Origin of the sequence: Vibrio mangrovi, from assembly GCF_024346955.1 — a bacterium.
Classification (GTDB): Bacteria; Pseudomonadota; Gammaproteobacteria; order Enterobacterales; family Vibrionaceae; genus Vibrio; species Vibrio mangrovi.
Window position 1 is genome coordinate 44,636 of sequence record NZ_AP024884.1, and the last position, 13,418, is coordinate 58,053.

General features: G+C 46.8%; 10 protein-coding genes and 1 riboswitch. Of the genes, 7 read left to right on the forward strand and 3 right to left on the reverse strand.

Annotated features, from left to right (window positions below; translation table 11 throughout):
* Positions 1-347: 347 nt before the first annotated feature.
* On the forward strand, positions 348-1,946 hold the full coding sequence (locus OCU74_RS16500) for a carboxylesterase/lipase family protein (RefSeq protein ID WP_087481744.1): 1,599 nt from the start codon (positions 348-350) through the stop codon (positions 1,944-1,946).
* 80 nt (positions 1,947-2,026) lie between these two features.
* Here OCU74_RS16500 and OCU74_RS16505 read toward each other — a convergent pair whose 3' ends face one another.
* The 3 genes from OCU74_RS16505 to OCU74_RS16515 all read right to left on the reverse strand — a co-directional run bounded on the left by OCU74_RS16505 (position 2,027) and on the right by OCU74_RS16515 (position 6,081).
* Positions 2,027-3,943 carry a methyl-accepting chemotaxis protein gene (locus tag OCU74_RS16505; RefSeq protein ID WP_087481743.1) on the reverse strand — a complete coding sequence of 639 codons (1,917 nt, stop codon included), beginning with the start codon at positions 3,941-3,943 and terminating at the stop codon, positions 2,027-2,029.
* 154 nt (positions 3,944-4,097) lie between these two features.
* The gene (gene ribB / locus OCU74_RS16510) at positions 4,098-4,754 is read right to left on the reverse strand and encodes a 3,4-dihydroxy-2-butanone-4-phosphate synthase (protein ID WP_087481742.1); all 657 of its coding nucleotides are present in this window, start codon (positions 4,752-4,754) and stop codon (positions 4,098-4,100) included.
* Between the two features lie 116 nt (positions 4,755-4,870).
* Positions 4,871-5,019, reverse strand: a riboswitch (FMN riboswitch).
* A 180-nt stretch (positions 5,020-5,199) separates the two neighbouring features.
* The gene (locus tag OCU74_RS16515) at positions 5,200-6,081 is read right to left on the reverse strand and encodes a LysR family transcriptional regulator (RefSeq protein ID WP_234993608.1); all 882 of its coding nucleotides are present in this window, start codon (positions 6,079-6,081) and stop codon (positions 5,200-5,202) included.
* Positions 6,082-6,320: 239 nt separating this feature from the next.
* Here OCU74_RS16515 and OCU74_RS16520 point away from each other — a divergent pair, with 239 nt between their 5' ends.
* From OCU74_RS16520 to fecE, 6 genes are all read left to right on the forward strand, one after another.
* Positions 6,321-7,121, forward strand: a complete 801-nt coding sequence (locus OCU74_RS16520) for a dioxygenase family protein (RefSeq protein ID WP_087481741.1) — start codon at positions 6,321-6,323, stop codon at positions 7,119-7,121.
* Between the two features lie 339 nt (positions 7,122-7,460).
* On the forward strand, positions 7,461-9,596 hold the full coding sequence (locus OCU74_RS16525; RefSeq protein WP_234993607.1) for a TonB-dependent siderophore receptor: 2,136 nt from the start codon (positions 7,461-7,463) through the stop codon (positions 9,594-9,596).
* Positions 9,597-9,760: 164 nt separating this feature from the next.
* Positions 9,761-10,663 carry a Fe(3+) dicitrate ABC transporter substrate-binding protein gene (locus tag OCU74_RS16530; protein WP_087481740.1) on the forward strand — a complete coding sequence of 301 codons (903 nt, stop codon included), beginning with the start codon at positions 9,761-9,763 and terminating at the stop codon, positions 10,661-10,663.
* Positions 10,660-11,688, forward strand: a complete 1,029-nt coding sequence (locus OCU74_RS16535) for a FecCD family ABC transporter permease (RefSeq protein WP_234993606.1) — start codon at positions 10,660-10,662, stop codon at positions 11,686-11,688. The genes OCU74_RS16530 and OCU74_RS16535 overlap by 4 nt, the downstream gene beginning before the upstream one ends.
* Complete coding sequence (gene fecD / locus OCU74_RS16540) at positions 11,685-12,647, forward strand: Fe(3+) dicitrate ABC transporter permease subunit FecD (RefSeq protein WP_087481738.1); 963 nt, start codon at positions 11,685-11,687, stop codon at positions 12,645-12,647. The genes OCU74_RS16535 and fecD overlap by 4 nt, the downstream gene beginning before the upstream one ends.
* A 3-nt stretch (positions 12,648-12,650) precedes the next feature.
* Positions 12,651-13,418 (forward strand): Fe(3+) dicitrate ABC transporter ATP-binding protein FecE, encoded by a 768-nt coding sequence (fecE, locus tag OCU74_RS16545; protein WP_087481737.1) that lies wholly within the window; start codon positions 12,651-12,653, stop codon positions 13,416-13,418.

Here is a 13,418-nt window from a genome sequence, read left to right on the forward strand (position 1 = left end):
TTGTGTCATTATCAGGGCATCCTGTTCGGGATGTCCTGATATTTTTAAGAACCCGATCTTTGTTTTCACAGTCGTATCAGAAGCAGATATATCGAATGAATTAAATGTGCAATTTATTGATATGCATAGTCTATTAAACCTCAGACCACTTTGTTCATGATTGCTGGTAATATGGGCAGCGTTTCAATATATATGCTCTATTGTTCATATTTGAAGCAATAGCATGCAGTTCTTTTTTATGTGTGATGTTAACCGCATATCATCTCATTTTTGTTGACTGCTTAGTTATGGCAAAAAACTAATTGTATGAATATGTATTTAAGTCAATTGAGTGGAGAATATCTCAGATGAAAAAGAACCGCATATATGCACTGGTATTAACGGTGCTGGGGGTTAGTTGTAATGTGTATTCCGGGGTAAAAACCGGGGATACGATCGTAGAAACTAATAATGGATTGGTTCAGGGTGTTCAAAGTGGTGAGGTCATCTCCTATAAAGGGATTCCTTATGCTCAGCCGCCAGTCGGAAATCTACGCTGGCGGGCACCACAACCCATTGAGTCATGGGATGGTGTGTTTCAGGCAAATGATTATGGTCATGACTGCCTTGAAGTACCGTTTCCCAGTGATTTGACGACCAGTGATAATGAGATGTCTGAAAACTGTCTCTACCTGAATGTCTGGAAACCTGCTCAGCCAAGTCGGACGCTACGTCCGGTAATCGTATGGATCCATGGTGGTGGTTTTGTTAACGGTAGCTCATCGGAGCCAGCTTATAACATTAGAGCATTTGCCAGACAGGGGATTGTAGGTGTGAGCTTCAACTACCGTCTGGGACGCTTCGGATTTTTTGCCCATCCGGCATTGAGCAATGCACAAGAAGATCCAACACTGGGCAATTATGGGTTCATGGATCAGATAGCAGCATTAAATTGGGTGAAAGAGAACGTTGCTCAGTTTGGTGGCGATCCGAATCAGGTGACTGTTGTCGGTGAGTCTGCCGGTGGATTGTCGATTCATGCGCTTCTCACTTCTCCACTGGCTGGTCATCTGTTTGATCGGGCGATTATTCAGTCAGGAGCAGGACGGGTTAACTTTAGTAATAATTATCTGTCGAAGACCAATGAGAAAGGGGATATTTCAGCAGAAGAGGTTGGGGTATTATTTGCAGAGAAAGAAGGAATCAGTGGTGAAGGACCTGATGCTTTGCAAGCACTACGCGCCCTACCTGCAGAGGAGATTCTTGGTAATCTGAATCTGTTGACTCTGGGAAGTGACCCTACTTATTCCGGTCCTATGATCGATGGTAAGGTGGTGACAGCTCATCCGGAAGACTTCTATTCTGCAGGGCAGGGACTTTCTGTTCCACTGCTGGTTGGAGCCACAACTTTGGAACTGCCAATCATGTCGTTCTTTGATACGATTCCACAGACTAAAGAAGAAGCTTTGTCTCTCTTTGGACCTGTCCGTTCGGAAATTGCCCGTTGGATCTACGGTGTGACAGATGAAACGGCACCGATGGAACTTGTACAGGATATAGCCCGTGATGCAGGTATGGTAGAACCAGCCCGCTTTGTAATGAGAGAAGCAGATAAGCAGGGACAGACTATCTATGGTTATCGCTTCGGTTACGTTAATGATGCGCAGAAAGCGACGGCTGAAGGTGCAGCGCATGCCAGTGATATCGCTTATGCATTTAATACGGTTAAAGCTGTATATAAAGACAAGCTGACAGAATCGGATCAGGCAATGGCTGATATGGTTCATCAGTATTGGGTTAACTTTGTTCGTTACGGTAATCCGAATGGTGCAGGTTTACCTTACTGGTCCCGTTATCATGGCTGGGCGGATAATCTGATGATGTTTTCCAATGATGGAGTCAATCAGAGCGGAATGGTTCGTGATCCCTGGCAGTTACGGTTAGATTTAATCGAGTCCATTCAGTAAGTCATCTTAAACAAGCCATAAAAAAGCGCACCTGTAGGTGCGCTTTTCTCATCAGTTTACTCATCAACAGCATATGAGTTTTATAATTTAAACCGCCCGACAATGTTGATCAGGTTATGGTTAACACTGGTGATATCTTCCATGCCTGACAAAGATTTCTGTCCATTGGTATCCAGTTCATTGACGATATCATTCAACGCAGACATATTGCGGCTAACTTCATGTGTTACACTGCTCTGTTCTTCTGCTGCTGTGGCGATTTGTGTACTTAAATCATTAATTTTAGAAACAAAATCTGTCATTGTCTCCAGGCTGACCGCAACATTTTCGGAACCAGCGGAAGTTTCCTGACAACGCTGTCTGGTGTGTTCCATTGAACCGACAATTGCTTCTGTGCCTTTGAGTAGTCTGGAAAGTGCTTCTTCAATTTCTTCAGTACTTTTTTTGGTTCTGCTGGCCAGGTTTCTTACTTCATCGGCCACGACGGCAAAACCTCGTCCCTGTTCGCCAGCTCTGGCCGCTTCTATTGCAGCATTGAGTGCCAGCAGGTTGGTTTGTTCTGCAATATCTCCGATAACATTCAGAATCGAGTGGATACTCTGGGTTTCATCACTCATATGCTGAATATGGGTGGAGGAGGTTTCAACATCACTGATCAAGGCCGATACGGTACTTTGCGACTGGGCAACAATCTGTCTTGATTCAGCACTTGTATCATTTGCCTGCTGTGTCAGGTTAGCAGTATTCGCTGCATCTGTTGCCATTGATTCGGCTGTTGCATTCATTTCTTCAATCGCTGTGACAACCTGTTCGGTTTCGACCACATGGTTTCTCAGGATTGCAGAGTTGTGTTCCGAAAGCTGTTTCATGTCTCCGATACTGTTCTGGAGCTGACCTGACGCATTTTGGATTTCCAGCATCATTTCCTGCAGATTACCAATAAACTGGTTAATGCCTCCGGCAATCTGTCCCAAATCGTCATTGGAATGAACTTCCAGACGTTGCGTCAGATCCCCGTCTCCACGGGAGAGGCCTGCAATCATATTTTTCAGCAAAATAATTGGGCGATACAGGAGCTGGATGACGAAGAAGGCCACAATCACACTCACAATCGTAGCGACAACCGTCGTTGTAATCGCGGCATGTTTTGCTGATTCCAGTCCTTTAAACGCAATCGCTTTATTCAGACCGATCACAAAATACCAGTTCTTATCGGCAACTTTGATCCGATGGGTAAATAAGATTTTATCCTGTCCATTGAGAACGTAGTCCTGCACAGTTTGTTCCTGTGTAACGGCTTTGTTGACAACGTCTCTGAACCAGCTGAAATCGCGGCCTTTGTCTCCGGGTTTCAAAGCTGTTGAAGAAGAAGCCAGAACCGTTGTGTCCTGGTTCAGAATTAAGGCGACGGATCCTTCAATATCTGTTGACTCTTTAACGAGCTGGCTCAGGAAAGCAAGTTGCATGTCAACGCCAATCATTCCGTCCTTAATTTTCTGGACAATGCTGACCCAGTAAATATCAGGATGTGCACTATCCGGATAAGGCTCTGTCATTGATGGTGTGACTGCTTTTCTGCCATCTTTGTAGTAGCTCATGGTCCTGATATCACCCTTGAACTTATGGTCTGGCCAGGCATCACTGATCTGATTCCAGTACGCATCACCAGTGGCTTCAAAACCAATGAATGAACTGCCGGTGTTTAAGGTAGTCGCAAAAACACTTGCCTGATTAATATAATCCTGAGGTGTCTGACCGGGGAGTGATGTATTTTGATACATTTCTCCGATGCCCTTTATCCCAGCAACTTTCTCGCTGATAAACTGTTCAACCAAATCGGCTTTATTAGCAGCGTAATCTGTTCCGGATGCAGTGATCAATTGCGAAATTGTTTCAGCTTGTTTGATATAAGAGATATAGCTGGAAATTGATACAGAGGCACCAACGAGTAACATCACTGAAATAAGTAATACTTGTTTAAGTCCGTACTTTTTCATATTGAATCCTTCCGGATAATTGTTTTAATAAAACTGTCTATCGGGGGGTTATTAAAAGTTTAGTATTCTTTTTGATAATTAAGTAATTTGTTTTGATATAAACCTGAAGAATGTTTTCTTCAGGTTTGATAATCATGTGGAAGGGGGATATAAATCAGGCTGATTTCAGGTGTTTCTGGAGCAGGTAGGTTGCAATGTCTTCAATGGTCAGAACCGGTAAATCATGTTGATGGCTAAAACGGATAATTTCCGGTGTTTTTGCCATCGTACCGTCTTCATTGGTGACTTCACATAAAATACCTGCGGGTTGTAGTCCTGCCAGCTTCATTAGATCGACGGTCCCTTCGGTATGACCGCGACGAACTAAAACACCACCATCCCGGGCCCGCAACGGGAATACATGTCCGGGGCGGGCCAAATCGTTGCCCTTTGTTTCCGGGTGAACCGCAGTTTTAATCGTTGTGACCCGATCTGCGGCAGAAACCCCGGTGGTTACACCTTCTTTAGCTTCAATACTGACCGTGAAAGCCGTTTGATTCTTACTGTTGTTGTTCTGAACCATTGGCGGCAGTTCCAGACGATCTGCATCTTTTTCTGTTAAGCACAGACAAACAATGCCGCTGCATTCGCGGATCATGAGTGCCATCTGTGCCTGTGTCAGATGTTCTGCCGAATAAATAAGATCGCCTTCATTTTCCCGGTCTTCATCGTCAAGCAGTAAGACCCCTTTTCCTTCTCTTAATGCTTGTAATGCTATTTCAACCCGAGTCATCGGGTCGCCGAATTCGGCGAGTAAGTTTAACTGATTCATGGTTACCTCAATGTATTTGCTTTACCAGAATCAGGGCAAATATATGAGGGATGATAAATGACAGACACGACGCCCCTACAGCGGACAACCCGGTACAGGGAGCAGTTGTGACTATACTTAATTCTCTCTCATCCGGACTATAACCGTCGGCTCTGGCTTGGAACCAGATCTGCTGACCCTGATACATATCAGGCGCTCGTGGGCTCGTCAGACTTATTTCTGACCTACCACCGGTGGGGAATTCCGCCCCGCCCTGAGAATATTAGAAATGCCGTACAACAAATGAATGATAAGATCCAATGAATACGGCACTCGTATCATAACCTTGGCTAAGACAAAAAAGAAGTTCCTTTTGGCAATGTATGCACTGGTCTGATTTCACTGAATTTTTATGATTGATGAGGTAAATGTTAATTATGAATTAACATTTGTGTTTATGTAATTTCTATGTGTCCCAGTAAGGCAGTTCACCATAGTAGCCACTGATAAAGTCGACAAAGTGGCGAATTTTACTGGCCAGGAACTGGCGATTTGGATAAACCGCATATAAACCCATCATTGGGAGCGGAAACTGTTCGAGAACAACTAATTCTTCCCGTTTCACGGCATTGTAAGTCAGGAAAGTCGGCTGAATGGCGATTCCCTGATGACGAATGGCAGCGTTGATCAGAATATCACCATTATTACTGACTAAATGGGTGTGCTGTTCTCTGAATGGTGAATGTTCTCCCCATGACTCGGTAATTTCTCTCCCTTCTGAATAGCTATAGCGAAGGTATCGGTGTTGACTCAGATCTTCCGTTGTTTTCGGTACACCATGTTGTGCCAGATATTGTGGTGAAGCACAGGTGACAAGCCGGATAGGGGCAATTTTTCGTCCGATCAGTGAAGAATTTTTCATGTTTCCGATGCGCAGGGCAACATCAACATTGGCTTCCAGTAAATCGACTTTTTGATCAGTCAGAAAAAGCTGGACTTTAACGGATGGGTAGCGTGACTGAAACTCAGCAACCGGTTCAGAAAGATGGTGAATTCCGAAAGACATTGGTGCGCTGATATTGAGAGTTCCCGTCACCTGATTTTGCAGGTCGGTCAGGGAGTTTTCCATTTCTTCAATATCTAGCAACACCTGCTGGCATCGTTGTAGATAAATGTGGCCGGCTTCCGTGAGATTAATCTTTCTTGTGGTACGGGTGAGTAACCGGGTTTTCAGGTCGGATTCCAACTGAGAAACATACTTACTGACGAGTTGGGGGGATAAGTTCATCCGGTCAGCGGCTTTATGAAAACTGCCTTCAGTCACAACGGCAGTAAACGCCTTCATCATCAGGAGTTTATCCATATTGTAAAAACTATATTGCGAATGATTTAATGGTTCGTTTTTATCATAAATCAGCTGGTAAGTATATCCTGAGTGGCTTGTGGTGTTGTGGGAAGCTGTCAACTTTGTTCGGTTAATTAGCAACGACATGTTGTTAATCATTCAATAGATAAGGGTTTTATCATAAATAAATTGATCGGTATATTTGAGGCATCTAATGAAGTTACTGGCTAAGAGAGGTTGCTATGAATAATGTAATGATGCCGACACTGTTTGTTTCCCACGGTTCACCGATGATGGCGGTGGAAGAGTCTTCGACCACCCGGTTTCTGGAGCAAATGGGTCAGACGATACCGAAACCTAAGGCAATCATTGTGTTCTCTGCACATTTCGACATTGCCGGACCGGTTGTAATTACCAGTGGTCAGACATTGGGTACGATCCATGATTTTTATGGTTTTCCTAAACCATTATATGACATTGAATATCCGGCTCAGGGTGCTCCCGATTTAGCCCGGCAGGCTGGTGAATTGCTACAGAAACATGGTTTCCCTGTCGCCTTGGATCATACTCAGGGACTGGACCATGGCGCATGGGTGCCGATGCTGTATATGTTCCCGGATAGAGATATTCCGATCATCAGTATTTCGATTAACAGTCAGGCCGGAGCACAAAGGCATTATGAGTTAGGGAAAGCGCTGCGTTCTCTGCGTCAGGAAGGAGTGTTGTTTGTCGGTTCCGGTGGTATCAGTCATAACCTGAGAGCGGTATTTACCGAAGCATCGAACCCTGAAAGTATCCGGAAGATGCACGCCTTTACTGACTGGATGGCAGAGAAGGTAGAACATCGGGATGTTACAGCGATTAACGACTATATTCAGGTCGCACCTTATGCTCTTTACAATCATCCGACACCGGATCATTTCTTACCGCTTCCTTGTATTCTGGGAACCAGCGATGAAAGTGAACACGGACAGGTCTTACACCGTTCTGTTGATATGGGGCTTCTGGCGCTGGATGCATACGGATTTGGTTTTGCCGCGTAATTAATCTGGTATTTACTTAAGGTACTTACGGGGACAGACACTTTAAGTCGGACACTTTAAGTCGCATCATGTTGATGTTGCCGTGTCTGTCCCCGTAGCTTTATCTCCTGCCGCTCACATCATCGTGCTCTCATTTTTATCTTCACTGTTTTTATGATCGGACGTATCAGAATAAGCAATAATGTTCCTAGCAATAAGCAACAGAATGCGTCATTTTCGCTGGAATTTAGCATCATCTCTGCGATGAAATAAAGTATTACTTGAAATAAGAATTAAACTCATTTAGATTTCCTGCTCATTTATATATTTCTCAATTGATTTAACGGATCAGGCAATCTCATGATTCATTCCGAACAGAACAATAAAAAGCAGACATCCGCTTTGGCTAACCAGACACCATTAGCGTTGATGATCGCGCTTAGCTTTTCTGCCGCAGCAGTGGCAAGTGATGATACAAATACAACAGATGCAGATACGATGATAGTGCATGGACGAGCGCTGTCTCTTTATCGTGCGCAGGAAACTTCTCTGGCAACCAAAACACCAACAGCGATTGATGACACGCCGCAGTCGATTCAGGTTCTTCCCCGCCAGCTTATTGAAGATCAGGCCGCGCGGCAGATTACCGATTTATACCGTTCAATGAGTGGTGTCAGTCAGTACAACTACTCATTTGTGACATTTCGTGGTTTCCGTCAGGATCATGTCTTATACGATGGTGTCCGGGGTGATCCGTTTGAAGGTCTTTCGATCCCACAGCTGTTTAATATTGAACGGGTTGAAGTATTGAAAGGTCCGGCTGCTGCGGTTATGGGAAGTGGTGAGCCGGGTGGAACGATCAACTATACGACGAAAAAGCCGACTTATGCGACCAAGCGTCATGTTGCAGTGACGGGTGGAAATCAGGATTTTGTCAGTGGGCGTGTTGAGTTGTCCGGTTCTGCGGATGAAGAGCAGTCGCAGCGTTACCGCCTCGGTATCTATCAGGATCATGAGAATCCTTATCGTAAAAATACCGATACCCGCAACCGAATTATTGATCTGGGATACGAATGGGATGCCGGTGAGAATACGACCGTTGGGCTGCAATATGTCAATGTTACCCAGCATATTGGTGGCGGACGCATTCGTGGAATTCCGACTGATGACGATGGTAACTTTCTGGCTGATACATCCTGGAATGCCAATGATGCCGGTGATTACCATGATCTGGAAGCTCAGGTGTATCAGGTTCGGGTCGATCATAATATCAATGACTGGTTATCCGGCGATGTGACTTTCCGTTATTTTGAAAATGAAGATACGCAAAAATATCATGAAGCGAGAAAGCTGAAGGATACCAATAGTGACGGAATCGATGACACGGTGACGCGCCAGTATCGCGATCAGCTCCGTACGAATAAAGCCGGTTCTGTAACGGCAAATCTGGTGGCTCAGCTGGCTAAGCACACTATTTTGTTCGGTGCCGATTATTATCGTCTGGACAATGAATTCACCTATTACCGGGCTGATAGCAGTGACGGAGTTTCGGATCGCAGCCTGACAAATCCGGATTACACCGCAGATGATGTGTCATCGTATAGTCTTGATCTGTCCAAGCATACCGATTCCCGCGAAGAGCGCTACGGTGCTTATCTTCAGGATCAATGGGACATCACGGATGCGTGGAATGTGCTTTCGGGAATTCGTATCGACGGATACCACGACGAAGTGGCTGATCTGAAAAAAGAGACTAACGAGCAGTACACCGGTTCCGGCTTCTCTTACCGGATTGGTTCTACCTATCGTATCAACGAACAGTTCCACCCATATGCGGTTGTTGCTACGGGGTTTGTTCCTCAGGATGCAGCTGCTCAGGTTTCAAGTAACGGCGGTCCTTTCGAGCCGGAAGAAAGCCTGATGTATGAGACAGGTCTGAGAACTTATCTGTTCGACAGCCGGGTCAATATGAATGTAGCTCTGTACCATATCATTAAAGAAAATGTGCTTCAGACCGATCCGAACGATAGTGATAAGCAGGTGGCTTATGGCAAAGTTCGCAGTCAGGGGGTTGAAGTCGACATTCTGGCTGACCTGACGGAAAACTGGGTCGCAAATCTTTCCTATGCGTATAACGATACGATTGTAAAACAGGGTTATGGTGAGTTTTCAAACCGGACTGTCGGTAAACGTTTTGCCAATGCGCCTCACAATCAGTTAGGTCTGTGGACCCGTTACCATTTTGCTGCGATTGATTCATCGGTCGGATTTGGCGCTGATTATGTCAGCGAACAGCTGACTCAGGATGCTCAGAAGGTGAAACCTTTTACTGTGTATGATGCTTCCTGGCAAACTCAGTGGAATGACTGGAAGTTCCAGCTGAATGTGAAGAATCTGTTTGATAAAGAGTATGCCGTCAGCGGCTTCACGCAGGCAACAGGATCGTTTGTTGGTGAGCGGCGGCGGGTTTACTTACAAGCCGATTATGAGTTCTGATGTTTATGGCCCGGAAGTCTCCGGGCCTTTTTACAGGTCTTGTTCCGAAAATGACTGGCGAAAGCGTATACCTGTCTCTGGTGTTATATGCGACTTTTTCGTAATATGAACAGTTCTCATTTTTATATTGCTTAACAATTTTACTTTCTTCTGGTGTATGCAGCATGCTGAAATGTTTTATCAAACGGTCTGCTTTTCTGCTCCTGTTGTTGTGGGGATTTTCCATATCGGCCGGGGCGGTGACTGTTCAGGATCAGCGCGGGACGTTTTCGATCGATTATGTTCCCAAACGTATTGTGGTACTGGAGTTCTCTTTTGCTGATGCTTTAGCTGCCGTTCATGTCAGTCCGGTTGGGATTGCTGATGATAAAGATGCGGAGCGTCTGTTGCCGGCTATCCGGGCACAATTTTCCGGCTGGGCTTCGGTAGGAACCCGCTCTCAGCCTTCGTTAGAAGTGATTGCTTCTCTGAAGCCGGATTTGATCATTGCCGATGTTGAGCGTCACGCTGCCGTTTATGATGATTTGGTTAAAATTGCTCCGACGCTGATGTTGCAGTCCCGACGGGAGACCTACGAAGATAATCTGGCTTCTGCTGCGATTATTGGTACGGTTGTCGGTAAGGGAGCAGAAATGCAGGCAAGACTACAGCTGCATGAACAACGAATGGTTGAGTTTCGAAACAAACTGAGCGCTCTTCGGGGCAAAACGCTTCAGTTTGGTGTGGCCCGGGAAAATGGTTTCTTTGTCCATGCGAATGAATCCTATGCCGGCGGAGTTGCCCACACATTAGGATTCACTTCTCCTCCGGCATTACAGAATGACCGGGCCAGCCGTCAGGTCGGGCTGGAGCAGATGCTGGCACTGAACCCTGATTATCTGGTGATTGGTGATTATACGCCGAACAGTATTATTCACCGTTGGGAAAAGCAGCCTTTGTGGCAGATGCTTAATGCTGTGCGTGCCCACCACGTGGTGTACGTCAGTGGAAATCTTTGGTCGAGATGCCGGGGGATTCTGGCGGCTGAATATATGGCACAGGATCTGATCAGACAGGTTCAGTCGTGAGCATCAGCGCTAACATGTATCAGAAGACAACTTCCTGCTTCGCTGTCCGTAGTAGCCTGATATTGTGTTTTATCGTCCTGACTCTGCTTTTAGGATGGTGGGGTTTATGGGCTTTTTCTGCCATACCGATGACGATTGGCACACCTTATCACACCTTCTTTTCTAATCAATTGCCGGGAATTGCCGGGACAGTCATTGTTGAAATCCGTCTTCCCAGAGTGATTGAAACTGTGCTGGTGGGTGCCGGACTGGCTGTTGCCGGGCTATTAATGCAAACTCTGACCCGCAATCCGCTGGCTTCACCCGGTTTGTTTGGTGTGAATGCCGGTGCTGCATTGGGCGTTGCTCTGACTTCCACACTGTTTCTACAGGAAGCCTATTTCAGTCAGCCGGTTGCCGCGATTCTTGGTGGTGCTCTGGCCTGGAGTGTTGTGGTTATTCTGGGTGGTGCGTGGAAAATCGGAGCTGAACGCAAGCAACTGGTTCTGGCCGGAATTGCAGTATCGGCGTTGTGTGGGGCGATGACGAAAGCAACCGTTATTCTGGTTGAAGATCAGGCATCCGGAGTCATGACCTGGCTGGCTGGTTCTTTTGCCAGTGTCAGTTGGCAGCATGTGTTGTGGAGCTGGCCGCCATTGTTGAGCTCTCTGTTGTTGGCGTGGGCACTGGCACCAAAGCTGAATCTGCTCTCTCTGGGAGACGAACAGGTAACAAGCCTCGGGATTCGTCTTAAATGGAGCCGGGGACTGACCGGGCTGCTGGTTTTAATTATTGTTGGCGTTTGTGTCAGTGCCGTAGGTTCGATTGCTTTTGTTGGTTTGATTGTGCCACATATGGCCCGGAAACTGTTCGGTTATGATCATCGCTGGCTGATTCCGGGGACGGCTCTGGTTGGTGCGATACTGACATTGTGCGCCGATATTCTCAGCCGCTGGATTGTGTTTCCGACAGAAACACCGGCTGGTGCTGTTCTGGCACTGTTGGGCGCTCCTTGTTTCATTTATCTCGTCAGGAAAGAGCGATGAGTCATTCTTTAAAGATCCCTTTATTCCTGAGTGGGCTCGTTCTGGTCACTGTTATTATCAGCCTGAAATTTGGGGCAGTTTCTCTGAACTGGGAACAGTTATGGGCCGGGTTACACAATCAGGGGGTATTTGCCTTTACCATTCATGAGTACCGTTTTCCCCGGGCAATCGTCGCGATTCTGGTTGGTGCGATGCTGGCAACCGCCGGCGTATTAATCCAGGGTGTCATTCGTAATCCGCTGGCATCTCCGGATATTCTGGGAGTGAGTCATGGAGCCGGGTTGGCAGCCGTACTAATGATGACGCTATTTCCTGCGATTTCGGTGTTCTGGCTTCCCTGGGTTGCATTGGCCGGTGGTGTGGGTTCTGCTGTTGTACTGGCATTGTTGGTCCGGGGAAATCTGGCTCCGGTAAAGCTGGCTGTGACTGGTGTTGCGTTAGCTGCTTTTTATGCCAGTGCCATTGATTTTACGATGTTGATTCATCCTTTGGATATCAATAACGCCTTACTTTGGCTGACTGGTAGTTTGTGGGGCCGGAGCTGGGAACAGATTCAGTTACTCTTGCCGTGGTGTCTGTTGCTCCCACTCGCTCTGGGGATGAGCCATCCGCTCAATATACTGGTATTGGGCGATCAACGGGCAACGAGTCTGGGCGTGACTGTTCGTATCACCCGGTTTATTGCACTGGCGATTGCTGTCGGATGGACTTCGGCAGCCGTGGCGATCTGCGGGCCGATTAGTTTTCTGGGATTGATTGCGCCGCATCTGGCGCGTCAACTGGTTGGCGGGAAGCATCAGATCCTGTTGCCGACAGGAATGTTGGTTGGTGCCTTGATCCTACTGGTCGCAGACTTTGTGTCACGGGTGATTGACCCACCGATTGAGTTACCGGCCGGGATTCTGACCGCTGCTATTGGTGCACCTTACTTTTTATATTTATTAGTGAAAATGAGATAAGACATGGGTTTGAAGACAGAGAATCTTTGTGTCGGATATGGCGATCGTCCGGTTGTCCAGCAGGTGAATATTCAAATCCTTGAAGGGAAGATCACGGCTTTGCTGGGGCCAAACGGCTGTGGTAAGTCAACGCTTCTGAAATCTTTAGTCCGGATTCTGACACCTCAGTCGGGAGAAGTTCAATGGCAGGGAAAAGATGTTCGCCATTACCCGTCACAGACGATTGCCCGGAGTTTGTCTTTACTACCTCAGTCTCAGGAAGCGCCGGAAGGTATTCTGGTCCGGGATGTCGTCGGATATGGCCGGAGCCCGTATACCGGCTTCTGGGGACAGTTGACCGAAACGGATCGCCACAAAGTTGAACAGGCGATGCAACTGACCGGTGTGACAGAATTTGCTGAGCGGAACGTTGTTGAACTCTCCGGAGGTCAGCGTCAGCGAGTCTGGCTGGCGATGACGCTGGCTCAGGATACGGATTATGTCTTTCTGGATGAACCGACAACCTATCTTGATTTGAACCATCAGGTTGAGCTGATGAAACTGATGCGGACGCTGAACCGGGCAGGTAAAACCCTGGTGACGGTGCTGCATGATATTAATCAGGCCTGCCGTTATTGTGATCATCTGATCGTGATGAATGCCGGACAGGTTGTTGCTCAGGGTTCGCCGGACGAGATACTGACCACACAACTACTGGCAGATGTATTTGATCTCGATGCCGAAATCCACCGGGATCCGGTTGCGGGTACACCAATGTGTGTGGTGAGGTAG

Bases quoted from the DNA above. Each gene is read 5' to 3' on its own strand.
- fecD (WP_087481738.1), top strand. From the start codon at position 11,685: ATGAGTCATTCTTTAAAGATCCCTTTATTCCTGAGTGGGCTCGTTCTG.
- OCU74_RS16505 (WP_087481743.1), bottom strand. From the start codon at position 3,943: ATGAAAAAGTACGGACTTAAACAAGTATTACTTATTTCAGTGATGTTA.
- ribB (WP_087481742.1), bottom strand. From the start codon at position 4,754: ATGAATCAGTTAAACTTACTCGCCGAATTCGGCGACCCGATGACTCGG.
- OCU74_RS16530 (WP_087481740.1), top strand. From the start codon at position 9,761: ATGCTGAAATGTTTTATCAAACGGTCTGCTTTTCTGCTCCTGTTGTTG.
- fecE (WP_087481737.1), top strand. From the start codon at position 12,651: ATGGGTTTGAAGACAGAGAATCTTTGTGTCGGATATGGCGATCGTCCG.
- OCU74_RS16520 (WP_087481741.1), top strand. From the start codon at position 6,321: ATGAATAATGTAATGATGCCGACACTGTTTGTTTCCCACGGTTCACCG.
- OCU74_RS16525 (WP_234993607.1), top strand. From the start codon at position 7,461: ATGATTCATTCCGAACAGAACAATAAAAAGCAGACATCCGCTTTGGCT.
- OCU74_RS16515 (WP_234993608.1), bottom strand. From the start codon at position 6,081: ATGATGAAGGCGTTTACTGCCGTTGTGACTGAAGGCAGTTTTCATAAA.
- OCU74_RS16500 (WP_087481744.1), top strand. From the start codon at position 348: ATGAAAAAGAACCGCATATATGCACTGGTATTAACGGTGCTGGGGGTT.